The sequence below is a fragment of the Thermostichus sp. MS-CIW-34 genome (genome assembly GCF_054060435.1).
Window position 1 is genome coordinate 1 of record NZ_JBSSDE010000048.1, and the last position, 22,181, is coordinate 22,181.

The 22,181-nt window shown below is 58.5% G+C and carries 25 protein-coding genes and 1 tRNA gene; 19 read left to right on the plus strand and 7 right to left on the minus strand.

Annotated elements, in window-relative coordinates; translation table 11 throughout:
- Positions 1–113: 113 nt before the first annotated feature.
- From ACVWYY_RS12995 to ACVWYY_RS13015, 5 genes are all read left to right on the plus strand, one after another.
- Positions 114–524, plus strand: coding sequence for a YihY/virulence factor BrkB family protein (locus ACVWYY_RS12995; protein ID WP_457440762.1), 411 nt, complete (start codon positions 114–116; stop codon positions 522–524).
- Between the two features lie 24 nt (positions 525–548).
- Positions 549–1,640, plus strand: coding sequence for an L-threonylcarbamoyladenylate synthase (locus ACVWYY_RS13000; protein WP_414407601.1), 1,092 nt, complete (start codon positions 549–551; stop codon positions 1,638–1,640).
- 14 nt (positions 1,641–1,654) lie between these two features.
- A complete protein-coding gene (purE, locus tag ACVWYY_RS13005) occupies positions 1,655–2,194 on the plus strand; it encodes a 5-(carboxyamino)imidazole ribonucleotide mutase (RefSeq protein ID WP_457440764.1) in 540 nt (179 codons plus the stop codon).
- Positions 2,195–2,260: 66 nt separating this feature from the next.
- Positions 2,261–3,019, plus strand: a complete 759-nt coding sequence (locus ACVWYY_RS13010) for a hypothetical protein (RefSeq protein WP_011432665.1) — start codon at positions 2,261–2,263, stop codon at positions 3,017–3,019.
- 324 nt (positions 3,020–3,343) lie between these two features.
- Positions 3,344–4,024: a DUF3318 domain-containing protein gene (locus tag ACVWYY_RS13015; RefSeq protein WP_414390730.1), complete on the plus strand. Its 681-nt coding sequence runs from the start codon at positions 3,344–3,346 to the stop codon at positions 4,022–4,024.
- 4 nt (positions 4,025–4,028) lie between these two features.
- Here the strand turns inward: ACVWYY_RS13015 and ACVWYY_RS13020 are convergent, their stop codons facing one another.
- Positions 4,029–4,982, minus strand: a complete 954-nt coding sequence (locus ACVWYY_RS13020; protein ID WP_414415786.1) for an asparaginase — start codon at positions 4,980–4,982, stop codon at positions 4,029–4,031.
- Between the two features lie 142 nt (positions 4,983–5,124).
- Between ACVWYY_RS13020 and ACVWYY_RS13025 the strand changes: the two genes are divergently transcribed.
- The 4 genes from ACVWYY_RS13025 (at position 5,125) to ACVWYY_RS13040 (ending at position 8,431) form a co-directional block, all read left to right on the plus strand.
- The gene (locus ACVWYY_RS13025) at positions 5,125–5,919 is read left to right on the plus strand and encodes a sirohydrochlorin chelatase (RefSeq protein ID WP_457440767.1); all 795 of its coding nucleotides are present in this window, start codon (positions 5,125–5,127) and stop codon (positions 5,917–5,919) included.
- 64 nt (positions 5,920–5,983) lie between these two features.
- Positions 5,984–6,766, plus strand: coding sequence for a uroporphyrinogen-III C-methyltransferase (gene cobA / locus ACVWYY_RS13030; protein ID WP_457404217.1), 783 nt, complete (start codon positions 5,984–5,986; stop codon positions 6,764–6,766).
- A complete protein-coding gene (locus ACVWYY_RS13035; protein WP_457404215.1) occupies positions 6,763–7,551 on the plus strand; it encodes an ABC transporter permease in 789 nt (262 codons plus the stop codon). The genes cobA and ACVWYY_RS13035 overlap by 4 nt, the downstream gene beginning before the upstream one ends.
- A gap of 190 nt (positions 7,552–7,741) precedes the next feature.
- Positions 7,742–8,431 (plus strand): response regulator transcription factor, encoded by a 690-nt coding sequence (locus tag ACVWYY_RS13040; RefSeq protein WP_414373979.1) that lies wholly within the window; start codon positions 7,742–7,744, stop codon positions 8,429–8,431.
- Here the strand turns inward: ACVWYY_RS13040 and ACVWYY_RS13045 are convergent.
- Positions 8,417–8,680 carry a ParB N-terminal domain-containing protein gene (locus tag ACVWYY_RS13045; protein WP_457404213.1) on the minus strand — a complete coding sequence of 88 codons (264 nt, stop codon included), beginning with the start codon at positions 8,678–8,680 and terminating at the stop codon, positions 8,417–8,419. The genes ACVWYY_RS13040 and ACVWYY_RS13045 overlap by 15 nt on opposite strands.
- Before the next feature lie 148 nt (positions 8,681–8,828).
- Between ACVWYY_RS13045 and ACVWYY_RS13050 the strand changes: the two genes are divergently transcribed.
- The 3 genes from ACVWYY_RS13050 (at position 8,829) to ACVWYY_RS13060 (ending at position 10,970) form a co-directional block, all read left to right on the plus strand.
- Positions 8,829–9,263 (plus strand): hypothetical protein, encoded by a 435-nt coding sequence (locus ACVWYY_RS13050; protein ID WP_457404211.1) that lies wholly within the window; start codon positions 8,829–8,831, stop codon positions 9,261–9,263.
- Positions 9,264–9,402: 139 nt separating this feature from the next.
- Positions 9,403–9,885, plus strand: coding sequence for an ABA4-like family protein (locus ACVWYY_RS13055; protein ID WP_011432680.1), 483 nt, complete (start codon positions 9,403–9,405; stop codon positions 9,883–9,885).
- A gap of 464 nt (positions 9,886–10,349) precedes the next feature.
- Complete coding sequence (locus tag ACVWYY_RS13060) at positions 10,350–10,970, plus strand: biotin transporter BioY (RefSeq protein WP_457440769.1); 621 nt, start codon at positions 10,350–10,352, stop codon at positions 10,968–10,970.
- A 398-nt stretch (positions 10,971–11,368) separates the two neighbouring features.
- Here the strand turns inward: ACVWYY_RS13060 and gshB are convergent, their stop codons facing one another.
- The gene (gene gshB / locus ACVWYY_RS13065) at positions 11,369–12,316 is read right to left on the minus strand and encodes a glutathione synthase (protein ID WP_414382609.1); all 948 of its coding nucleotides are present in this window, start codon (positions 12,314–12,316) and stop codon (positions 11,369–11,371) included.
- A gap of 254 nt (positions 12,317–12,570) precedes the next feature.
- On the opposite strand from gshB, the gene ACVWYY_RS13070 reads away from it, so the two are divergent.
- Positions 12,571–13,299, plus strand: coding sequence for a pentapeptide repeat-containing protein (locus tag ACVWYY_RS13070; protein WP_457384845.1), 729 nt, complete (start codon positions 12,571–12,573; stop codon positions 13,297–13,299).
- A gap of 39 nt (positions 13,300–13,338) precedes the next feature.
- On the opposite strand, the gene rpmB is transcribed toward ACVWYY_RS13070, so the two are convergent.
- A complete protein-coding gene (rpmB, locus tag ACVWYY_RS13075; protein WP_414413500.1) occupies positions 13,339–13,575 on the minus strand; it encodes a 50S ribosomal protein L28 in 237 nt (78 codons plus the stop codon).
- 24 nt (positions 13,576–13,599) lie between these two features.
- Positions 13,600–13,962, minus strand: coding sequence for a hypothetical protein (locus ACVWYY_RS13080; protein WP_457384846.1), 363 nt, complete (start codon positions 13,960–13,962; stop codon positions 13,600–13,602).
- A gap of 165 nt (positions 13,963–14,127) precedes the next feature.
- On the opposite strand from ACVWYY_RS13080, the gene ACVWYY_RS13085 reads away from it, so the two are divergent.
- Positions 14,128–15,240 carry a dockerin type I domain-containing protein gene (locus tag ACVWYY_RS13085; protein WP_457440772.1) on the plus strand — a complete coding sequence of 371 codons (1,113 nt, stop codon included), beginning with the start codon at positions 14,128–14,130 and terminating at the stop codon, positions 15,238–15,240.
- A 1-nt stretch (position 15,241) separates the two neighbouring features.
- On the opposite strand, the gene ACVWYY_RS13090 is transcribed toward ACVWYY_RS13085, so the two are convergent.
- Entirely contained in the window at positions 15,242–16,507 is a 1,266-nt protein-coding gene (locus tag ACVWYY_RS13090; protein WP_457440774.1) for an RNA-guided endonuclease InsQ/TnpB family protein, read from the minus strand.
- Positions 16,508–16,941: 434 nt separating this feature from the next.
- Here ACVWYY_RS13090 and ACVWYY_RS13095 point away from each other — a divergent pair, with 434 nt between their 5' ends.
- From ACVWYY_RS13095 to ACVWYY_RS13110, 4 genes are all read left to right on the plus strand, one after another.
- Positions 16,942–18,090, plus strand: a complete 1,149-nt coding sequence (locus ACVWYY_RS13095) for a LabA-like NYN domain-containing protein (RefSeq protein WP_457440776.1) — start codon at positions 16,942–16,944, stop codon at positions 18,088–18,090.
- A 224-nt stretch (positions 18,091–18,314) separates the two neighbouring features.
- Entirely contained in the window at positions 18,315–18,932 is a 618-nt protein-coding gene (locus ACVWYY_RS13100) for an HD domain-containing protein (RefSeq protein ID WP_011432688.1), read from the plus strand.
- A 70-nt stretch (positions 18,933–19,002) separates the two neighbouring features.
- Complete coding sequence (locus ACVWYY_RS13105; protein ID WP_011432689.1) at positions 19,003–19,440, plus strand: peroxiredoxin; 438 nt, start codon at positions 19,003–19,005, stop codon at positions 19,438–19,440.
- A gap of 48 nt (positions 19,441–19,488) precedes the next feature.
- A complete protein-coding gene (locus ACVWYY_RS13110; protein WP_457440778.1) occupies positions 19,489–20,316 on the plus strand; it encodes a M15 family metallopeptidase in 828 nt (275 codons plus the stop codon).
- 106 nt (positions 20,317–20,422) lie between these two features.
- Here ACVWYY_RS13110 and ACVWYY_RS13115 read toward each other — a convergent pair.
- Positions 20,423–20,494 (minus strand) — tRNA-Gly (locus ACVWYY_RS13115).
- Between the two features lie 152 nt (positions 20,495–20,646).
- Here ACVWYY_RS13115 and zds point away from each other — a divergent pair.
- On the plus strand, positions 20,647–22,086 hold the full coding sequence (gene zds, locus ACVWYY_RS13120) for a 9,9'-di-cis-zeta-carotene desaturase (protein WP_457440780.1): 1,440 nt from the start codon (positions 20,647–20,649) through the stop codon (positions 22,084–22,086).
- The last annotated feature ends 95 nt before the right edge of the window (positions 22,087–22,181 follow it).

Genomic DNA, 22,181 nt, shown 5'->3' on the forward strand with positions numbered 1-22,181 from the left:
TAAACCAGCCTAGAGGTTCGTGGTTGGCTTGCCAACTGCAGGGCTACCGAAAGCCCGCCCTGTACTGCGAAGCAGTCAGGGTCGGGTAGTTTACTGCCAGCTTTTTGCGCTTCTTGTACAGGAAAGCGAGATCCTTAGCCCAGGAGGTTGGCGGGCCGACTCAGTTGGATCCCCTGCGAGAGCTGGGGTTGAACTTGTGGGGGATCCTCACTTGGCCAATTTCCTTGGGGCTGGTCGTCTTCTCCTGCTGGGTGCTGTATCGATTTGGCCCCAGCCTGCGCCGACCCCAAATCCCGATTTGGCCGGGGGCCATCGTGGCCAGCCTACTGTGGGTTGGGGTGTCGTGGGGGTTGCGGATTTACGTGGAGCACTTTGGGCAGTTCAACCAAGTCTACGGGGCGGTGGGGGCGGTTATTGTTCTGCTGCTCTGGGTTTGGCTCACTTCCTTGGCGCTGCTGTTTGGGGATCAAATCAACATCGCCCTCTACCAGGCGCGAAAATGGATTGCAGAACGGGATCCCTAGCCCCACCCCAAATCCGAGTTATGGATGCAGACGGAAATTCTTTCGCCCACTCCTGAGCACATTGCCGTAGCGGCTGCGGCCTTGCTGCAGGGCCAGTTGGTGGCCATCCCCACGGAGACGGTTTACGGCCTGGCGGGCCATGGCTTGGATGAGCAGGCAGTGGCGAACATTTTTGCCGCCAAGGAGCGCCCCCGCTTCGATCCCCTGATCCTGCATCTGCCGGCTGGGGTGACCCTAGAGCAATTGCAGGGGTGGCTGGTGGATGTGTCGGCTTTTACTCCCACCGCCCGTGCTCTGCTGGGATCCCTGATCGACACCTTCTGGCCGGGGCCCCTAACCTTGGTGCTGCCCAAGTGTCCCACCGTGCCGGATCTGGTGAGCAGCGGGTTGCCTACTGTTGCCCTGCGGGTGCCTGCTCACCCGGTGGCTCAAGCTTTGCTGCAGGCGGTGCAAACCCCTCTGGCTGCCCCCAGTGCCAATCGCTTTGGCCGCATCAGCCCCACCTCAGCCCAGGCCGTCTATGCAGAGTTGGGAGGGCGGATCCCTTACATCTTGGATGGGGGAGAGTGTGCTGTGGGCCTGGAGTCCACCGTGCTAAAGCTCAGCCCCGAAGGGATCCCAACGCTGCTGCGCCCAGGAGGGATCCCACTGGAAGCCCTGGAGGCCCACCTGGGGTTGCCCATCCGGTTGCCCCCAGAACAGGCCCCCAAGGATGGCACAACGGGCCCGCCAGAAGCGCCGGGACGACTGAGCAGCCACTATGCCCCCAGTAAGCCCCTCCGGCTTTTGCCCACCCCTTTTGCCCAGCTTCAGCCCGGCGATTGGCAACAGGTGCAGCACCTGACAACCGGTCATTCCCACCTGGGCATCCTCAGCTTTGCCACGGATCCGCAGGCTCTGCTGAACACCCTCTCCCGCCATTGGCCGGGGATCACTTTCAGTTTGGAGTGTTTGGGTTCGGATCCCAAGGCAGCCGCCCGCGCCCTCTTTGCCAGCCTGCGCCGACTGGATGAGGGAGATGCTACGCTCCTGCTGGCAGAGCCCCCACCCATCTCGACGGGGTTGGGCTATGCGATGATGGATCGGCTACGCCGGGCCAGCAGCCTTTCGCGTTAGCGTCGCTTAGCGATATGGAACTCTCCCCCCTCGTTGCCATCGTAATGGGTAGCGATTCCGATTTGCCCACCCTTGCACCTGCCGCCCAGGTGTGTGAGGAGTTTGGGATCCCTTACCAATTGCAGATCCTCAGCGCCCATCGCACTCCCGAGGCGATGGTAGAGTTTGCCCGCTGCGCCCATACCCAAGGGATCCGCGTCATCATTGCCGGGGCAGGGGGAGCAGCCCATTTGCCGGGGATGGTGGCCTCTCTCACCCCCCTGCCGGTGATCGGGGTGCCGGTGCTCAGCCCATCCCTGCAGGGGATCGACTCCCTGTACTCAATTGTGCAAATGCCCAAAGGGATCCCGGTGGCCACGGTGGCCATTGGCAACGGCTACAACGCGGGTCTGTTGGCGGTGCAGATCCTAGCCAGTGGGGATCCCGATCTGCTCCGGCGGGTGATCGCCTATCGGGAAAGCCTAAAACAGGCGGTGCAGGAGAAAAACGACCAGTTGCAAGCCCAAGGGTGGAAAGCCTACCTCGACTCTATAAAGCATAAGAGCATAATTTAAGGAGCGTTGATCTATCTTGCCGCTTGCAAAGGGCCAGATAGGGCCGAGTTTTGGGAGTTGCCATCGGTGAAGCATCAATCGGGTCGCCCTTCTTCCGGCCAGGGATCCTGGCCAGAATATCTGCAGCGGGTGGGGCGTGGGGCAGTGGAGACGGGATCCCAAGTTGCTCTGTGGATCCTATCGGGGCCGCAGTGGCGGGTTTTGGCTCTGTCGGCCTTGGCGTTGGCAGGGCTGGCCTTCTGGAATGGGCGGCTGGCGCTCTCTCTGGGGGTGGGCACCTTGGTGATGTTGGGGCTACAGGGGGTGCGCAGCCCTGAGTTCAACCGCCGCTGGCAGGAGTGGCAAGCTTGGTTTCGGCAGGCGGATCGCTGGCTTTTGCTGGCAATTGGTTCGGGAGCAGCCGCCACCTTGGGCACCTACACCCTCATCTCCATCTGGGCAGAATCCACCCAACGCTGGCTGGCCACCGGTGCCATTCTACAGGGATTGGCCACTCTAGCCTTGTTGTCGCTGCTGTTTGGGGAGTGGCTCAGGGGCCGACAAGAGCGGCAACGGTCTCAATTGGAGCGCGACCTCAGCGACATTGCTTCTCCCGATCCCTTCCGACGGCTGGCGGGCGTTCGCCGCTTGCAGAGTTTAATGTCTCACTTGGATCCCGAGCAAACCCGGCTGGCGGTGGATTATCTGCGGTTGGCCCTCGACCAAGAGACGGTAGCGGTTGTGCGGGAAGCCCTGCTGGAGGCCCTACAGGGATGGGGGATCCTGCGCCGCCTCAACGATTTGACCAATCTCAAACACCCCAGCAGGGATCCCTCTTCAAACTAAGATAACGGCTGTCTTGGTCCTCAAGGGTTTGACTGGGATGATAAATTCAGTCCCTTGGGCAATCCGCCAAATAGATTGCTCACCTCAGGTTTAGCTAAACCGCCGAGAAGCCCCGCGCTGTATGCGTAGCAACCCTGCGGGAAGCTAGCTACAGGGTCGGGAGTATGTTACGCGGCATACCCCCTTTCCATCTAGGCTCAGGCTTGTCCCTCTGCCGCCAGCCCTATTGCAAAAAGCTTGCTTGGAGCTGGCCTGCAAGGAAGGCTAGAATCTTTTACTATGGGTAATCCTCTCCAGCCGCTCCCTTAGCCGCACTGTGCCAGCATGTATACCATTTCCGACTTTGACCGCCTGATCCAGTTTCTCCCAGTGGAGATCCGCCCTGAAGTGCAGATCGAGATCGGCACCCCTGACCAGTCTCGGGTTGTGCAGCCGTTGTGGCGCTTCCCCTGGCAAAAGTACTCTCGCTTTGCCATTGACCTCAGCCGTTGGCAGAAGCTGAGCCCTGACCAGCAGAAGATCTACTTCTTGCGAGAGGCGGTGATGGCCACAGAGCTGGCTTTGGGGGATAACTGGTCGGCGTTGTTGCTGTATCCCGCCTTGATCGGGGCCGGCAGCATGGGCATTTTGGTAGAGCTGCAGATGGGAGATAACCTCGGCGTTGGCTTAGCAGCAGGCTTGGCCGCGTCAGCGGTGTTTCTGTTGCGCAAAGCGGAGAAGGGCCAGAAGGCCCAGGTAGCAGCCGACGAGTTTGCCGTGCGCTATGCCTCCCAGAATGGCTACACCTCCGAGCAAGCTGCTGCTATCTTGCTGAGCGCGCTGCAGCAGGTGGCCATCCTCGAAGATCGCGTCAAGAACGACTACGACACCACCATGCGCCGCCGCAACCTGGAGTTCTTGGCGCAGCGGGGCCTGGGATCCGGCACCTTGACCATCAATCCTAAGTACCGCAACAAAGGCCAGAGCTCCAACCCCAATCCTTACCAAAACCCCTTCCAGCGCTGAGTCTTCAAGGCATGCGCAGCTCCCCTTCTACCTCGAGGCGGGTGTAGGGGCCGACGCGAAGGAAGCGCTCCCCCAGCATCTCGGCGGCGGCAGGCTGGATCCAGCCCATGCGCTGCAGCAGGTGCAAAGCCAGGGCATACTTGGCCCGGGCGGCTCCATCCTGGACCTTGATGGCCAGGCCCATGCCTTCCCCCACCCGGCCAATGCACTGGATCCCTTCAGCACCCGATTTGCTCACCAGATCCCCTTGAGTGGCCCGCATCAATTCCGTGTCGAAACACCCCTGTCCGGCCACCATCTCCGGGTGATGGGTCATGGCCCGTGCTACCGATTCCAAGTCGGGCCGCTCGCCGGCGGTCAGTTGGGCGAATAGAGAAGCCAGGTGGTTCAGTTGCAATTGGTAGGTGGGCACCCCACAGTCATCCCGCGCAAACAAAAACTCCTCCGAGGGCATTTGCAGCAAATCCGCCAACTTGGCCCGCACCAGCGCTTGCACCGGATGCTGCCGCTGGGCATAGTCCGACAAGGTCCAGTTTTGGGCGCGGCTGGCCATAAGCATGCCGGCATGTTTGCCGGAGCAGTTGTGGCAAAGGGGGCTGGGCTTGCCGGGTGGGGTGGGGCAGACCAGCAAATCGGGAGACAGATCGGCCCGCCACAGTATGCTGAACACCTGCCGCGCATGAGCCGTGGTGCCCTGATGGGATCCGCACATGATGGCAATATCTTTCTCGCTGAGGCGGTAGCGCTCGCGGATGCCGGTGGAGAGCATGGCCAGTGCTTGGAAAGGTTTGAGGGCAGAACGGGCAAAAACAGGGGTGGTGCTGTTGCCGGCCATGGCCAGAGAACGCCCGCGGCTATCGGCCACGACAGCTTGGCAATGATGGATAGATTCGGTCAACCCCTCCCGCAAGACATGGATTAAGAGTTCGGGGGCGGTGGAACGATTCTCAAATGACATGAAAACCTGGGAAAGGGCTGACGAAGCTGGGAAAGAGGGTGTGTACTCTTCAAATCATACGCGCAGATCCTACACGAAAAGTTGGCGGGATCCCCTAAAGTGGCAAAATAGAGCCGTTCCGCTGGGATCCCTAACCTCTGCCATGTCCCCCGATCCACTGGTTTTTTTGGTTTGTCACGGCAGCCGGGATCCCGATTATCAGCAGGCTTTGGCAGATTTGTTGGCACGGGTGCGGCAGCGGCTGGCCCCTCAGCCGGTGGAGCTGGCCCAGTTGGAAGGTCAGCCTCTCACCTTGGCCGAGCAGATTCAGGGACGGCTGGCAGCTTGGCTGGGCGCAGGCCGATCTCCCAATCAGGTGGTGCTGCTGTCACTGTTTATGGGCGAGGGATCCCATGTGGAAGAGGATTTACCGGCTGCGGTGAAGCAGGTTCAAGCTCGCTGGCCGCGCCTGCCCATCCGGTTAACACCCCCCATTGGCCAGCACCCGGCCCTCCTGGATCTGTTGGTGGCTCGCATTCTGGCTCCACAGCCCTCTTGCTCTGCAACGCTCAGGCAATCCGGCGAACGGGCAGATGCCTGGATTGTGCTTGGCCATGGCAGCCGTCTGCCGGGGTTTGCCGCCCAGCTCCAAGCAGGGATCCAAACTGTGCAACGGCGCTTGCCCGAGATCCCCTTGCATGTGGCTTTTGCTGCCCAGTCCCCCACCTTAGAAGCGGTCGTGATCCATTGCTTGCGCCTTAGCCAGTGCCGTCTACGGGTGCTGCCGTTTTTTCTCTTTCCAGGCGGTCTGCTGCGCGCCCTACAAGAACAGGCTCAGCGATTACAGCGGGAATGGCCTCTGCTCCAAATCCAGGTGGAGCCGCCCCTCTGGCGGGATCCTCAACTGATGCAGGCCATTGTGGAGACACTCCAGGCTTTTAGCCCGGCGCTGGAATAGCCGCATCTTTCCCGTTCCCTCAAAATGGATATTTCCAACAGCAATGACGCGACCAGGACTTGAGATGGGCAAAGTGTATTTGGTGGGGGCAGGGCCTGGGGATCCAGGGCTGCTGACGGTGAAGGGAAAGGCGCTACTCGCCCACGCGGATGTGGTCATCTACGATGCTCTGGTGGGATCCTCCATCCTGGAGCTGATCCCGCCGACGGCAGAACGGATCTATGCTGGCAAACACTGCGGCGCTCACACCTTGCCCCAGGAGCAGATCACAGCCTTGCTGATGGAGAAAGCTCGGACGGCAGCCGTGGTGGTGCGGCTCAAAGGGGGGGATCCCTTCATCTTTGGGCGGGGGGGAGAGGAGATGTTGGCTCTGGTGCAGGCCGGGATCCCAGTGGAGGTGGTGCCGGGCATTACGGCGGGCATTGCCGCCAGCGCCTATGCCGGGATCCCTCTCACCCATCGCGACCTCAGCTCCTCAGTTGCTTTTGTTACCGGACATGAGGCGGCAGGGAAATACCGCCCTCAGGTCAATTGGCGGGCTTTGGCCGGGGCGGTGGAAACCCTGGTGATCTACATGGGCATGCACAACCTCAGCCACATTGCCGCCGAATTGTTGGCCGGAGGGAAAGCTCCCGATACCCCGGTTGCTCTGATCCGCTGGGGCACCACTCCTGAGCAAGAGATTCATCTGCTCCGTCTGGAGACTCTGGTTGGACAGCCCTCACCCGTAGCACCGCCCTCGATTGTCGTGGTGGGAGCGGTGGTCAGCCTGGCCGGCTTGTTGCCCACCTTGCGTCCGCTAGCCTCGTATTGCTCCGCAACGCTTACAAAACCGGAATCTTCATGAACGCCTTTTTGCGCAAGTTGGGTGCCCTCTTCTCCGCCTACTACGCCTACATGCTGGAGTACCGGGCCGAGCTGATCCTGTGGGTGTTGGCCGGATCCCTGCCCCTGATCATGATGGGGGTGTGGGGCGAGGCAGCCCGCTCAGGAGACTTCTCGCTGTCTGCTCTGGAGTTCATCCGCTACTTTCTGGCGGTGTTCCTGGTGCGCCAGTTCACCATCGTCTGGGTCATCTGGGACTTTGAGCGAGAGGTGGTCGAAGGCAGATTATCTCCCCTCCTGTTGCAGCCTCTGGATCCCGCTTGGCACCATGTGGCCAGCCACCTGATGGAGCGCTTGGCCCGTCTCCCCTTTACCCTGGTTTTAATCGCCCTTTTCTTCGTCCTCTACCCCCGTGCCTTTTGGATCCCCTCTTGGGCCCAGGTGGGGCTGGGATCCCTGGCCATTCTCCTGGCTTTTGCCCTGCGCTTTCTCATGCAGTACACCTTGGCGCTGCTGGCCTTTTGGGTGGAGCGGGTGACGGCCTTGGAGCAGTTCCATTTTTTGATGTACTTGTTTTTCTCGGGGGTGATTGCTCCTCTTGAGGTGTTCCCACCCCCCGTGCGCCAGCTCTTGGCCTGGACACCCTTCCCCTACCTGGTGCACTTTCCCGCCAGCCTCTGGGCAGGGATCCCGGTGGACATTCTGCGCGGTTTTGGCCTGGGCCTGGCCTGGACGGGCCTGCTCTGGCTGGCTAACCGCTGGTTGTGGCGCAAAGGCTTGCAACAGTACTCGGGAATGGGAGCTTAGAGGGCCAGGTTCAGTCCCCCATCTTTACAGCCACCGTGGTTCTCAGCTTTCAACCAGACCACTTCTGAAACCACTATCATGGGTTCAGTCTCCGTAGCCAAATGACGAATCCTGTCCGTCTCCCTAAAATAGCGACAGATAACGGGTAATAGCGCTTTACCCTTTTCCTTGACAGCCTCCTCGGGTTCTCATGAAGCGTGTACTGGTCGTAGATGACGATCCCCTCTCCCTGAAGGTGCTGAGCCGCCACCTGACTCAGCATGGCTATCGGGTTTCTACAGGCGCTTCGGGTGTGGAAGGATTGCGCCTGTTTGCCCAAGAGCAGCCGGATGTGGTGGTTTCAGATGTGGTGATGCCGGAAATGGACGGCTTTGAGTTTTGCCGACAACTGCGCCAACAGCGCGGCGGCGAGCTCGTCCCCTTCATTTTTCTCTCTTCGCGGGGAGAGATCGATGACCGGGTTCAGGGCTACGAGCGGGGGGCGGATGACTACATCATCAAGCCCTTTGAACCCCTGGAGTTGGTGGCCAAAATCGAGGCCCAGATTGAACGCTCCCGCCGCACCCAATCGGAAATTTTGCGGCTAATCCAACAGCAGTCCCAGCCAAAACCCGAAGCGGACCCCCGCCCCACCCCACCCGAATTGCCTCTGACCCCTGCTGAGGAGCGGGTCTTTCGGGAAGTCATTCGCGGCTTCACCAACAAGCAAATCGGCGAGAAGCTGTTCATCAGCCCGCGCACTGTGCAAACTCACCTGACCAACATCCTCAGCAAGCTTTCTTTGGAAAATCGCTCGCAACTGGTGCGTTTTGCCTACGAACGGGGCTACACCGCCCAAGAGGAGCCGGGCCAGAAGGGATCCCTCTCAGGCCAGGTGTAGCTTCAAAACAGCACGTGGCGCTTTTCGCACCCGGCAGGGGATCCGCTCCTTGCCCAAGCGGACAAATGCCTCGTAGCGATGGCAGCCGGAGAACCCATAATACTCCCCTTCCACTTCCAAAACCTCAATGGGCTCCTGTAGGCCGATTGCTTCAATGGAAGCCATCAGCGCCTGCACCTTATCCGGATCCGTTTGCCGCGGCAAAGGGCGGCGAATTTGGGCAAGGGGAATCTCGCGAATCTGCGCCATGTTGAACTTTCTCCCTAAGCAAGCTACTTAATCATACTCGTTATGACTTTGCTCTATCAAGACTGGCAGAGGGGATGGATTCTCAGGCCAGAGCATGGCAGGATAACACCATTCCTCACTGCTCTCTCCCTCAGTAGCCAACCCAGCCATGTGGCAACTCCTCAAAGCCTTATGGGGAAAGATCGCCGGCCAAGCCCCCCCTGCACCCCCCGCTGCCGCGCCACGACCACCCCTTGACAAGAGGCTGGTTCAGCAGCCCTCTCCCCGGAATGTCCCTGCTGCAGAGGCCGCCCGCAAAGAAGAAGCCCCTGAGCCCACACCAGAACATCCCGCCCCAAAAGTTGCAGCAGCCCAACGGGGTGAGGAACCTGTGGTGTTGCTCCCTTCTCAGGAGAAATCCCCAGACTCTGTGGCAGTAGAATCCCCCACCGGCCCGGCTCAACCCACCTCTACCGCCAAAAGCATCAGCAGCTTCTGGGCCATGACCGACACCGGATCCCGGATTTCCTGCATTGCTGCCACCACCGACAGTGGCCGTGCGGTCAGCTCCATTGCGACTGCTAGGCTCCGCCAACCGGAATAGCGACCGGGATCCCTCTGGCTCCAGAAAAAAACTTCAGGGCAAGTCAGGAATAACTCCTATCCATTTCCACCCGCTACTGCAGGGATCCCCAGGGGGCATTGGGCCGATAATAGACAGGTAGCGTTGGGGGCTGCCAAGCATGCTGGAGATGATCTTTAACGGGGCTAACTGGTTTGCTCTGCCCTTTTGGGCCTTGATGATTCTGCTGCCGGGTTGGAAGGTAACCCGCAAAGTGATGGAATCGCTTTTGCCCATCGCTCTTTTGGCGGCGGTTTATTTGTATCTTTTGGTCACCGGGTTTAATGCCGATGTTCTCAAGGAATTTTCCAACCCTCAACTGTCTCTGACCAGCTTAACTGGCCTATTCAGTCAACCCTCTGTTATGGCGACGGGATGGGTCCACTACATCGTCATGGATTTGTTTGTGGGCCGCTGGATCTTCTTGGAAGGGTGGGATAAGCGAGTATGGACAACCCATTCCCTGATTTTGTGCTTGTTTGCTGGGCCTGTGGGTCTGCTCTCCCATTTGCTTACGGTGGCGATTGTACAAGCAACTCGCCAGAACCGGCCCAGTGTTGCTCAACCTGAAAAAGGCTCAGAAGTGCCGCAAGAATCCATCTAGCCCCTGCTTGGCTTTATGGCTCTTTCCGATGCACAGGGTGCAAAATGAGCAGCGTGGGATCATCCTCGACCTCAACGTTGCTGCCACGCAGCTCCCCAGCGCTACGTACTCGCCAGCACACAGGGTGGTTCCCGAGTGCCTTTAGGTGCCGTTGTAAACAACAACCACAAAACCCACTGAGGTCGGATCCAACCGTCAGGCTGTCGGGTTTAGGGCCTACAGCCCGTTTACGCGAACAATGCGCCCTGTGCTGCTGTGGGCGAGAGCGGCTGACTACCCTGGCACTGCAGGCAGCGTAGCACAAAGCCGCTTTAAAGGGCGGGGCTTCAAACCCAGTTTTTCGGTAACCGAATTCTTGTATTCTGAAACCCTGACATACTCCCCGCCCTACTGGCTTGCTTCCGCGCAGCGATGGGACGGGGCCTTAAGCTCAGTCTTCGGGTAAACAGGAGTGCAAACCTCTCATGACTGCTACCTTTGTTCACACACCCTTGGCGCAAACTGTTCTGCCTCGCCCTTCCCGAACTCGGGATCTCCTGCTGGTTCTGGGGGGAAGTTTGTTCGTAGCTGCCTTGGCTCAGGTGCGGATCCCTCTGCCCTTCACGCCGGTACCGATTACCGGGCAAACCTTTGGAGTAATGCTGGTGGGGGCAGGCTTTGGGGCACGGCTGGGCTTTCTCACGTTGCTGGTGTACCTGCTGGAAGGGATCCTGGGATTGCCCTTCTTCAGCGGTGGCGGATCCGGGCTTAGCCACTTGGCGGGGGCGACGGGGGGCTACCTATTGGCTTTTCCCCTAGCTGCGGGGCTGATGGGCTGGTTGGTGGAGCGCTGGGGCGTGGATCGCAACCCCTGGAAGATGGCGCTGGCGATGTTATCCTGCTCAGCTCTGATTTTTTTGCTGGGAGCCACTTGGCTAGGGGTGTGGCTGAACCAGAATGTTGAGCCCACCTCGATCTTGGCCGTCCTCAACAAAGGGGTCTTCCCTTTTATCCCAGGAGACTTGGTGAAGTGCGGACTGGCGGCAGTGCTGCTGCCCACCATCTGGCGCTGGGTGGGTCGGGAAAGGCCACCGGCTGACTCGTAACCCACTGGGCAAGAGCAGCAACTCTAAAGACCGCTCCGGCAAAGCAGAAGGGGCCTGGGATTAGCCTCGGGTCGGAAAATCTAAAAAAAAGATAACAGCTCCGAGGATTTGGCCTTTTTTCTGAGATTCTAAAAACTGTGCTCAATGCGATGTTCAATACGGCCTATTCATGGAGCTTTTCTTTATATTGCTCTAGAGTTTTATAAGTCGCTGACTGGTCGCGGCAGAGCCCCCTTGTGGGGCTTTTTATTTTCTATCTGCCGACCGGAAAAAGTTGAACTCAACCTACTATGGTCATTCCAAGCTATAATTTGATCTCTATAGACTCCCTAAATAGACGGGATCCCTGCCATGCAACAGACGCGCCGGATCCCAGAAACATCCTGGTGGGTAGTCATTCAGCCCTTGACGGGCACCTTCTTTTCCAGCCACTGAGCCACTTGATCTGCCAGGTCAACTCCTTCCAACTGACAGAGTTCTCGCAGCATTGTTGGGCTGGTCACGTTCACTTCGGTTAGTCGTTCCCCGATAACATCAATCCCGACAAAATACAGCTTCTCCTGCCTGAGCACCGGTGCCAAAGCCCCGCAGAGAGCCCGTTCTTTTTCGGTAATCTTGGTTTTTTCCACTCGACCGCCGGCAGCAACATTGCCCCGAAAATCGCCCTCTCCAGGGATCCGATTGACGGCACCCAAAGGCTCTCCTTCCAGCAGCAAAATGCGTTTGTCTCCTGCCGCCGCCTGTGGCAAATACTCTTGCACCATCACGGGCAGCCGACCAAATTGGGTGCTCATTTCAATCAACGAGTTGAGGTTTGGATCCCCGGCATTGACCCTCAGGATCCCTTCCCCACCTTTGCCACCCAAGGGCTTGAGCACCGCCTGTCCTTCCTGTTCAACAAACTGACGCAGCAGACGCTTGTTGCTGCTGACGCGGGTGCGCGGGATCCACTCTTGAAATTGCAGGGCATAGAGCTTTTCGTTGGCCGAGCGGATCCCGGCAGGATGATTGAGCACCAGTGTGCGGCTGGGAGAGAGACGATCCAAAAGGTAAGTGGCATAGAGATAGGCCGCATCTACCGGCGGATCCTTGCGCATCCACACCGCCTGCATTTGGCTCAGGGGCAGCAGTTTTTGGTCTTTGACCTCATACCAGGGATCCGCTTGCAGATCCAACCGGATTTCCTCAAGGGATCCCCAAGTTTCCCCTTGATCCCAGTAGAGATCCGCCAGGCCCAGGCAGAAAATGCGGTGCCCCCGTTTCTGCAGAGCTTCCATCAGGGCAATGCTGGTGTCATGGCCCACCTGCAACTGAGGCAGTGGATCGACAATAAAAGCTACCTGCATGGGAGGTGTGGTTCACTGACGAAAGGCTGCCCCGAGTATGCAACAAATCGGAGCCGATTGTGCTCTGCTGGCAGGCTGTTTCCACAAGAGAAGACCCCCTCTGGAAAGCTCGATGCAGAGTTGTCTTTTTAATATCCTCTTAACCTCGACAGGCGACGCAAACGTTAGCTTGATAGGTGGAATCCCCAGTTGGCCCTCAGTTCTCGGCTGGGTTGACCGGATTTCTGGCCTAACCTGTGAGGAATGCTCCATCTGTGAGTGCTCCCCCTTCTCAACCCTCAGAGCCGGTTCGCATTGAAACCACGCGGGACTTGCTGGAAGCCTTGCGTGAGGGGCGCTCCCTGGTGGGTGCCAACCTGGAGAATGCCTACCTCTCGCGGGGCCTGTTCGACCGCATTCAGATGCCCAAATCCAATTTGACGCGGGCTAACCTGCGCTCGATCAGCCTGCAGCAAGCCGACCTACGTCTGTGCAACTTTCGCCGCGCTGAGCTAGAGCGGGCCAATTTTACCGCCTCAGATCTACGGGGATCCAGCTTTAGCCAGGCTTTGGGGGACTACAGCAACTTTACCGCCGCCAAACTGGACAAAAGCAGCTTTCAGGGGGGCCGTTTCAGCCATGCCATCTTTCGCGAAGCCAGCTTGGTGGCTGCCAACCTAGCGGAGGGGAACTTCTTTGCCGCCGACTTCCGCCAGGCTAACCTATCTCGCTGCAACCTCTCCCAGGCTGCCTTGGTGAGTTGCCAGCTTCAGTTTGCCAACCTAGAACAAGCCATTTTGGTGGGGGCCAACCTACGGGACGCTCAGATTGAAGATACGCTCTTCAGTGGAGCCGATTTTACCGATGCCAAGCTCTCCGATGAGACGCGCAAGCTCTTAATCGAGCGGGCCAGCGGCACCAACGAGCTTACCCAACGGGATACCCTCAACACCTTGCTGGCGGGATTGCAGCCCAAGTCGCGTAAGCTTTTTGGCTTGCTGTGAGGTTGGAGCTGTCAGACACAACTGGGCTGAGGAGAAAGCTCAAAACCGGTTGAGGTCGATCCCGGCTTCCCGGGCCATGGCTCCTATACCCTTGGCCTTGAGAGTCTTCAAGGCTTTGGTGGAAAGGCGCAGACGAACAAACCGCTTACCCTCTTCCCACCAGATGCGCTTCCACTGCAAATTGACTTCCTGCAGGCGCTTGGTGCGCCGGTGGGAGTGGGAGATGGCAAAAGCGTTGTTGCGTTTCTTGTTGGTTAGTTGGCAGCGACGCGCCATGGGATCAAAGCAAACTCAGCCTAGCTATCGTAAGGCATCTTTTTGTTGGGCAGCAAGCTGAAGTTGACTTTGCAACTGGGCTAGCTCTGCCTTCAGTCGGTCAAAGGTTTGTTGGCAGTGGTTAACGCTTTTTAGGGGCAGCTCTTCATTTTTGGCAATGCAGGTCACCTGTACAGAGCCGTCGGCAGCCTGACGGGTGCGATCCACAAACACTTCCACCGTCACCAGTTTGGTGTGGGGATTTTTTCCGGGAGGCTCGCCGGCCACCCAGTAATCAGGGCTGCTGTGGAGGACATTGAGTTGGCAGCGCTCCAAAACGGCGCGGATCGACTCGCTGAGCTGCTCGGCTGAGCCCACAAGCTGGGTAACGCAAGAGTATCGAGCCATAGAACAGGCAAGCCACCACGGTTATCCTACCATTAAGTTTTCGGCTCCTGCAGCCAAAGGCGAACCGGCAAAATTGCGCTCAAGAGTACTCTACACCGGCTCGGTTAGCCCTGCTGCGAGGAGGTGAATTACGTTAGAACATGAACAACTCCCAGGAGAGTTGCCATGTTTAGGGTCTCCTGTTTGGCTCATTCTCTTTTGCTACTGGGATCCCTGGGCCTGGGTTGGATAGGCGTGTCTTTTGCCCACGCGCAGCCCTTTCAGGCGGGCGACCTGGATGGGGATGGCCGTTTGACGGTGCAGGATCTCAACCTGTTGGGGGCCTACTTGCGGGGAGAACGGGGATTGACCGACGACCAGATCCGAGCTGCCGATGTCGACCAGGATGGACGGATCACAGAAGCCGACTGGCAAGTGTTGCAGCAGCGCATTCAGGCAGCAACGGATGTGCCCACAGGACAGGTGCAGTTGGATTCCGCCTATTCGGGACAGGTGGTGGATCGGCTGACAGGGCAGCCCTTGGCCGGGGCGGAGGTGGCCATTCCGGGGGCGGGTATTTCGGTGCGCACCGATGCCCAGGGTCGGTTTCGCCTGCCAGGGCCGCTGCCGGCAGAAGAAATTTTGGTGGCGCGGCTGGAAAATTACTTGCCCTATTCCCAAAGTACAGGCAACGGTCAAGCCGGCGGGGATCGGCCTTGGCAACTGCAGTTGGAGCGCTGGGATCCCAACACAACTTTGGTACTGGAGGCGAATGTCATCCGCCTGGGGGATAACCAGTACTCACCGGAATCGGCTGCCGCCGGGCAATTTTTGGGCCCTGCCCAAGGGGTGGAGATGACCCGCTCTTTCACTTTGCAACGCCTGCCTTCGCGCCCACCGGTTTTGCGGATTGGATCCCTGATTGGGTTGGATACTGCCGCCGCCTATCGGGCCGGTCAATCCCGGATCCCCAGTGCCAACATGTCTCCCATGCAGGTCATCCTGAACGGAGTGGAAGTCGAACAGATTCACCTGGGGGGAGATAACCTACAGATTCCCCTGCCTCTGCAACATCTGCGCCTGGGCCTGAACACTGTTACCCTGCGCACCGGCAAAACCCTGATTGAGCCCAGCATGGTCACCCGTGGTCCCCAAGTGCCGATCAGCATTCCCCTTTTCGGGGGATCCCTGCACATCTCGGTGCCGCTGGGAGGTGATACAGTCATCCGGCACGGTGGAGCCTGGGTGGATCATGACGATGTGCAGTTGGCTAACGTAACCATCGAGATCCCCAAGTAAACTACCCGGCCCTGACTGCTTCGCAGTACGGGGCGGGCTTAAGGCCTCCGGCCCGCTGGCGCGAACGGTAGCCCTGCAGTTGGCAAGCCAACCACGGGCCTCTAGGCTGGTTTACGACAGCCCCAAGTTTGGCAATCATGTTGGCCCCATTCCAGTCCGCATCCCCTTCCCATCCACAGTGCCCACACTTGAACGACTTACCACTGCGGTAGGATTGCGCAGGGTCGGGATGAATGTGCAAACACCGGTGGCAGGTCTGCGACGTGTAGGCAGGCGGCACCAGAATCAAGGTAACCCCTGCACGCAGAGCCTTGTATTCCAGAAACTGCCTCAGCTGGTAGAACGCCCAACTGTTGGCCCTGCGCCGTTCAGCTTTGCTGCGTGGCTGTTGATTGACCCTTTCCCGGATCCCTGTCAAGTCTTCCAGAGCAATAGCGCTGTTGGTAGCTTTTGCCCTAGAGACAATAGCTTTGGAGATGCGATGATTGACCCACGTTTTTGCTACGCAACGCTGACGCGACTGAAAGCGTCTCTCCTTGCCAGACAGCCGTTGCAGCAGTTCTCTGCATCTGCGCCGCGAACTGCGTGTGCCCTTACTGGCTTTGCGTTGGAGTACCGCCCTCAACCGGGAGTAGTGGTCTCGGACTCTGTTCAACTGCTGTCCATTCCAGTTGTCCCCCTCTGACGTATGGGCAATATCTGTCCTTCCAAAGTCCACCCCGATCACCTTGTCGGTATCTTGTTGCTTGGGTGGTTTTTTCTCTACGCAAATCTGGATGTAGTAGGAGCCGTCTCTGCGCTTGACCAGAGTGGCCGATTTGGGATTGGAGCCCGCCAACTGTTCTCTCTGGTAACGGCCAATCGCCAGCTCAAAGCGCTCTCGACCCTCCACTGTGGTCAGCGACACCGTCCAGTCTTTCTCGCGGAACGAAAAGATACGAGCGTCATAGGTCGCGAAGCCCCCCTTGAACGCTTTGACGGGGCGGTTTTTCTGTCGGGCAACCTTGCGGGCACCGGCCAGCCGTCTGCAGACCTGCTGGTCGCGTAAGCGGGACGTAGTCCTTGCCAAGTTACTGGACAAGCCGAACCGGGCACGGATTTCGCGGTAGCACAGAGATTGAAGTTTAACGGCGTTGGTGACTTTCTCGGGCGTGTTTTGGTTGACCCAGTTCAACGCCTGCACAAAGGCATCCAAGGTCGCGTCCAACTTTGCGGCCTGCGACTGGGACACCTTGAGCTTACAGGAGACGGTCAGAACTTGGGTCATGGTTCTATCGTAACTTCCGCATTCCTCCCGACACTGACCCTACGGGTACAGTGCGGGGCTCCTGCGATTTCTAGCTGACCCTGCTCCGTTCAATGGTTTTACGGCCCATACCGTCAGCCAATAGCTTGGACGTTGAATCCAGGTTGAGCGGGCCACGGGGCCTGTCGGTCAAGAGGAACAAGTTTGAGCCTGCTTTCGATAACTGACTCGATATCTGATCCGTTTGCTCAACAAGGGAAATACGTTTGTCCAGCGATTGGAAGATTCCCCTTCCAATAGCAGGCATACTGCAGTTGCTGAATTGCTCCTCTTCGATGCCTCTGGGAGTTCTGGGCATCTCGATCTTCGAGAGGGATCCCTGAGGTGGCCCATGTGAGTGAGGTGAAATCCTGGCAACCGAGCAGATCGATAACCCAAACTGAGGAGAGCTGACTATGAGTATGAGTATGAATAGGGCTTCTGCCTTCCCCTTAACCTGGCTGTGGACGGGATCCCTGGCCCTGGGGGTGACGGCCCTGGTGACCCGCCAAGTGATCTGGGGGCTCTTACCTTTGGCAGCAGCCTACCCTGCCATCCGCCGCCGCGAAGAACAGCTTGGCCAAGTTCTGGAACAGACCTGGACACAGCAGCAACAGACAGCAACCCAACTGGAGACCCTGCAAGCGCGTTTCGAGGTGCTGGACGCTCGGCTCACTGCTGAACCGTCCCTTCTGCAGCAGACCTTGGCTTCCCCGGCTGAAGCCATTCAAGAGCTCGAGCAGAAAGTAAAGGTTTTGCAGCCCATCTGGGTACAGCAGCAGCAGACGGTGGCCCAACTGGAAACATTACAAGGGCGGATCGACGCCCTCGAAGCTCGGCCCACGTCTCATCTGTCCGTGCGGCAACAGCTGGCCCCCATCACCCAGGCCATCCAGCAAATCCAGCAGCGGTTAAAAGCCGTGGAGCTGCGGTTGAATGCTCTGCCGGTATCCCAGCCCCAAGTGACTTTGGAGCAACTGGAGTTGGTGCAGGCGCAACTCCAACACCTGCAGCAGCTGGTGGCATCCCAGCCGAACCCTGCTTTTCCCCGCAAAGCCCTGGGGGTGTTCATCGACGCGGCCAATCTCCACGCCAGCGCCCAGCAGTGGGGATCCCATCTCGACTATCCCAGTCTGCTCAGCTGGCTGGCCCAGGGCAGATCCGAGATGGAAGTGCATGTCTACAGCGGGGTAGATCGCCACAACCTAGCTCAGCGTCGTTTCCTGCGGGAGTTGAGAAAACAGGGCTATCGGGTGGTCACCAAGCCGGTGGTGGTCCACGCCGACGGCAGCCGCAAAGCCAATCTGGATGGGGAGCTGATCGTGGACTTGATGGCGATGCACTCCCACTACGAGACGGTGCTGCTGCTGAGTGGGGATGGAGATTTTGTGCCGGCCCTCAAGCATATCCGCCGCCAAGGCTGCCGGCTGGAGGTAGCCGCCTACAGGCCGAACACGAACCCGGCGTTAATTCGGATAGCCGACCAGTTCGTGGATTTGTGCGCTTGGCAGGGAACAGGAACGCTGGTGCCGCTGCCTGCAAAACAGACTCCGGCCACCGGCTAAACCTTGCCATCTCAGCACAGTTACATCGATCCCTGACTCCCCTCTCCCAAGGCAGGGAGAGGGGCTGGGGGTGAGGGTAGGCGGCACAGCGTCTTAACCTTGTTTGAAGTGATCAGAAGTGCTCATCTTCTCTAACCATTTTCTGATTTGCAGTCTCAACGCCTGAGACTCGCTTGGATCAACCTTGCCCCAGCAGTCAACTTAACCCCAATTGGAGAGTCCAGATGTCAACGCAACTCACACAGCGGTTTGTGCAGGCAATGCACTATGCCCACCGCTGGCACGCTTCCCAAACCCGCAAGGGAACCGGGATCCCTTACCTCAGCCATCTGTTGGCCGTAGCAGCCATCGCCCTGGAGCATGGGGCGGATGAAGATGAAGCGATTGCCGCTCTGCTCCACGACAGCCTAGAGGACGGCCCCCACAACACAGGCGAGCCCCGCGCCCAAATCGAGCAACAGATCCGGGAGCACTTTGGAGAACGGGTGCTGCAGATCATCCTGGGATGTACGGATACCGAAAGCGATGGCTCCCGAGGCGAGCCCAAAGAAAACTGGAAAGAGCGCAAAACCGCCTACCTGAAGCACCTGGAAACGGCAAATGCCTCGGTTTTGTTGGTGGCCGCCTCTGACAAGCTGCACAACGCCCGCTGCATCTTGCGGGATTTTCGCCAACTGGGGGATGAACTCTGGCAGCGGTTTTCCGCCGGAAAAGAGGGATCCCTGTGGTATTACCGATCGTTGGCAGAGATTCTGAGGCGACGGCTGCCCGGCAATCTATCGGCGGAGCTTCAAGAGCTGGTGGCTGAGTTGCAATGCCAAGCTGGAGCGGTAATGCCTTGACAGAGACAAGCAGGGCTGAAGAAAATGCTGAGGGCAGCCCTATTCATCACACTTTTTGGGTCACGCACCTATGGTTCTCGCTGTTGGCACCCCTGCTCCTGGGTTTAACACCACTGACACCCAAGGCAACCAGGTTTCGCTGGCTGATTTTGCCGGCAAAACCGTTGTCCTCTATTTTTACCCCAAAGACGACACCCCCGGCTGTACCAAAGAAGCCTGTGGATTCCGCGACGCCTACGCCGACTACCAAAGCAAGGACGTGGTGGTGCTGGGGGTGAGCATGGACGACCAAGCTTCTCACCAAAAGTTCACCGAAAAGTACAACTTGCCTTTCCCCCTACTGGTGGATAGCAGTGGGGTGATTACCCGCGCCTACGATGTGGATGGGGGCGGCTATGCCAAGCGGGTGACCTACGTCATTGATGGCGAGGGCAAAATTGCCAAGGTCTACCAGAACATCAATACCGAAACCCATGCCCGCGATATTTTGGCGGATTTGGGTTTGTAGAAACGCTGCCTCTTTTCAGTACTCCTCGCTAGATCCCGGCCTTTGCGCATGAACGACGACATTCCGGTCGCCCGTCGCCAGTCCACTCCGGCGAAAAAAGCGCAAAGTTCGGTGCCTGCCCTGAGGTCCCGTCTAGTCTTGGGCCTGGTGCTGGTTGGGCTAGTGCTCCTGGCGGGTTGGGGGATAGAGAAGTTACCGGGATCCCAGCAGGCGGCGGATCCCCAAGTTCCGGAAGAAGCCGCTCAGCCCCCTCTGCCGCAGCCAACTGTGCAGAATGGGCGAGTTTCCTTGCTGGGGCACTATGCCTATTCCGAAGCTCCCGCAGATAGCTTGCGGGTGGTGGGCCACTACCGCGGTCGCGAGGTGCGCCTACGCCAGGGGGCTGCTGAAAGTTACCTACGCATGAGCGAAGCAGCTCGAGCTGCCGGTATCCGCCTTGTCCCCATTTCGGGGTTTCGCTCCATTGCCGATCAAGAGTTCTTGTTTTTTCAATTGGCTCAATCCCGAGCCTTGCGACCCGAGGAACGAGCTGCTGTCAGTGCTCCCCCTGGCTATAGCGAGCACCACACTGGCTATGCCATCGACCTTGGGGATGCCGGGTTTCCGCAGTGGGATACTCAAGAAGCCTTTGAGACCACCCCGGCCTTCCAGTGGCTGCAGAGCAACGCGGCCCGCTTTGGCTTTGAGCTGTCTTTCCCCAGAAACAACCCTCAGGGGGTAAGCTACGAACCCTGGCACTGGCGCTTTGTGGGCGACCGTGACAGCCTGGAGACCTTCTACGCTCCCCAAATCAAACCATTCCCAAATCAGCCCAATCAAACCGAGACCCCTACTCTCCCCTCTTCCAGAGGGAGAAGAGCTGGGAGTGAGGGCTGACTCCTTTGGGGAGAGAGGAAAGGGGGAGCTCCTTGGGACTACCGTCACGGCCCTCTCCCTTGCAGGGATCTCATTCCCCTCTTGAATGGGTTCACAAGCCTAAGCAAGCGGATGACGCGATTCGAACGCGCGACCGTCTCGTTGGCAACGAGAAGCTCTACCACTGAGCTACATCCGCGTCGGGAAACTTATGATGGCAAGTTTTGCGGTGGTTTGTCAAGTCAGGGATCCCCGGCGCATTTTGTTCCAGAATGAGAGAAGTTCATCTTTCTTTGCAGTTGCGCAAAGTCTGGGCGGGATCCCGGGCAGCGCCTGTTTGAGGGTATTGCTATGCGGGTAGCCATTATCGGGGCCGGATTGGCCGGGTTGGTGACGGCAGTCGATTTGGTTGAAGCAGGACACGAGGTGCAGCTCTACGAGGCGCGGCCTTTTGTCGGCGGCAAGGTGGGATCCTGGCAGGATGCCGATGGCAACCACATCGAGATGGGGCTGCACGTTTTTTTCTGCAACTACAGCAATTTGTTTGCCCTGATGAAAAAGGTGGGGGCCTACGAGAACCTGCTGCCCAAGCAACACACCCACACCTTTGTCAACCGAGGTGGGCAAACGGCCAGTCTGGATTTTCGCTTTCCCCTGGGGGCGCCTTTCAACGGCCTCAAAGCTTTTTTCACCACCGAGCAGCTCTCTTGGGCGGACAAGCTGCGCAACGCCTTGGCGCTGGGCACCAGCCCTTTGATTCGCGGCTTGCTGGACTATGAAGGGGCAATGCGGCAAATTCGCGCCTTGGATCGGATGAGCTTTGCCGATTGGTTTCGGCGGCATGGGGGATCCGAGGGTAGCCTGAAGCGGATGTGGAACCCGATTGCCTATGCCTTGGGCTTTATCGATACAGAGCAGATTTCTGCCCGCTGCATGCTGACGATCTTTCAGATGTTTGCCAGCAAAACAGAGGCCTCCAAGCTCAATTTCCTCAAGGGATCCCCGGACACCTACCTCACTCAGCCCATCGTCCGCTACATCCAAGCCCGCGGGGGCCAGATCCACACCCGCAGAGGGGTCAGTCGCATTGAAGTGAACGACTCTCCTCCCTACGCGGTGACCGGCTTGCTCTTGGCCAATGGAGAGCGGGTGGAGGCAGATGTGTATGTGTGTGCAACGGCGGTGGAAGGGGCCAAACGGCTGATCCCGGAAGTATGGCGGCAGTGGCCTCAGTTCGACAACCTCTACAAGCTGGAATCCGTACCGGTGGCCACGGTGCAGTTGCGCTTCGATGGCTGGGTGACGGAGCTGAACCCCCAAGGCCAGGCCAAACGAGCCAGCCAACACCCAGAGGCTCTGGGTATCGACAATCTCCTCTACACCGCCGATGCCGATTTTTCCTGCTTTGCCGATCTGGCCCTCACCAGCCCCGCCGACTACTACAAACCCGGCCAGGGATCTCTATTACAATGCGTGCTCACGCCGGGGGATCCCTTCATTTCCATGCCCAACGAGCAAATTGCCCAGCACGTGTTGCACCAAGTCCACGAGCTGTTTCCTTCATCCCGGCAACTGAACATGACCTGGTACAGCGTGGTGAAACTGGCCCACTCCCTCTATCGAGAAGCGCCGGGCATGGATCCCTATCGCCCACAGCAAAAGACCCCAATACCCAACTTCTTTTTTGCCGGCAGCTACACCGCCCAAGACTACATCGACAGCATGGAAGGGGCCACCCTCTCCGGCCACCTGGCTGCTCAGGCCATTCTGGCTGCCCACAGGGATCCCTGATAGGAGCATGACTCTAGTCAATAATAAGCTCAACTATACTGAAAATAATGTATAATATGTTCAGTACGGATTACTACCAGTTGATCTTTCTGTTT

Coding starts and splice junctions, on each gene's coding strand:
- ACVWYY_RS13045 (WP_457404213.1), bottom strand. CDS start 8,680: ATGGCGCAGATTCGCGAGATTCCCCTTGCCCAAATTCGCCGCCCTTTG.
- ACVWYY_RS13060 (WP_457440769.1), top strand. CDS start 10,350: ATGACTGCTACCTTTGTTCACACACCCTTGGCGCAAACTGTTCTGCCT.
- ACVWYY_RS13110 (WP_457440778.1), top strand. CDS start 19,489: ATGAACGACGACATTCCGGTCGCCCGTCGCCAGTCCACTCCGGCGAAA.
- ACVWYY_RS13100 (WP_011432688.1), top strand. CDS start 18,315: ATGTCAACGCAACTCACACAGCGGTTTGTGCAGGCAATGCACTATGCC.
- ACVWYY_RS13095 (WP_457440776.1), top strand. CDS start 16,942: ATGAGTATGAGTATGAATAGGGCTTCTGCCTTCCCCTTAACCTGGCTG.
- ACVWYY_RS13105 (WP_011432689.1), top strand. CDS start 19,003: ATGGTTCTCGCTGTTGGCACCCCTGCTCCTGGGTTTAACACCACTGAC.
- ACVWYY_RS13090 (WP_457440774.1), bottom strand. CDS start 16,507: ATGACCCAAGTTCTGACCGTCTCCTGTAAGCTCAAGGTGTCCCAGTCG.
- ACVWYY_RS13015 (WP_414390730.1), top strand. CDS start 3,344: ATGTATACCATTTCCGACTTTGACCGCCTGATCCAGTTTCTCCCAGTG.
- ACVWYY_RS13055 (WP_011432680.1), top strand. CDS start 9,403: ATGCTGGAGATGATCTTTAACGGGGCTAACTGGTTTGCTCTGCCCTTT.
- rpmB (WP_414413500.1), bottom strand. CDS start 13,575: ATGGCGCGTCGCTGCCAACTAACCAACAAGAAACGCAACAACGCTTTT.
- ACVWYY_RS13000 (WP_414407601.1), top strand. CDS start 549: ATGCAGACGGAAATTCTTTCGCCCACTCCTGAGCACATTGCCGTAGCG.
- ACVWYY_RS13080 (WP_457384846.1), bottom strand. CDS start 13,962: ATGGCTCGATACTCTTGCGTTACCCAGCTTGTGGGCTCAGCCGAGCAG.
- ACVWYY_RS13025 (WP_457440767.1), top strand. CDS start 5,125: ATGTCCCCCGATCCACTGGTTTTTTTGGTTTGTCACGGCAGCCGGGAT.
- ACVWYY_RS13085 (WP_457440772.1), top strand. CDS start 14,128: ATGTTTAGGGTCTCCTGTTTGGCTCATTCTCTTTTGCTACTGGGATCC.
- purE (WP_457440764.1), top strand. CDS start 1,655: ATGGAACTCTCCCCCCTCGTTGCCATCGTAATGGGTAGCGATTCCGAT.
- ACVWYY_RS13035 (WP_457404215.1), top strand. CDS start 6,763: ATGAACGCCTTTTTGCGCAAGTTGGGTGCCCTCTTCTCCGCCTACTAC.
- cobA (WP_457404217.1), top strand. CDS start 5,984: ATGGGCAAAGTGTATTTGGTGGGGGCAGGGCCTGGGGATCCAGGGCTG.
- gshB (WP_414382609.1), bottom strand. CDS start 12,316: ATGCAGGTAGCTTTTATTGTCGATCCACTGCCTCAGTTGCAGGTGGGC.
- ACVWYY_RS13040 (WP_414373979.1), top strand. CDS start 7,742: ATGAAGCGTGTACTGGTCGTAGATGACGATCCCCTCTCCCTGAAGGTG.
- ACVWYY_RS13050 (WP_457404211.1), top strand. CDS start 8,829: ATGTGGCAACTCCTCAAAGCCTTATGGGGAAAGATCGCCGGCCAAGCC.
- zds (WP_457440780.1), top strand. CDS start 20,647: ATGCGGGTAGCCATTATCGGGGCCGGATTGGCCGGGTTGGTGACGGCA.
- ACVWYY_RS13020 (WP_414415786.1), bottom strand. CDS start 4,982: ATGTCATTTGAGAATCGTTCCACCGCCCCCGAACTCTTAATCCATGTC.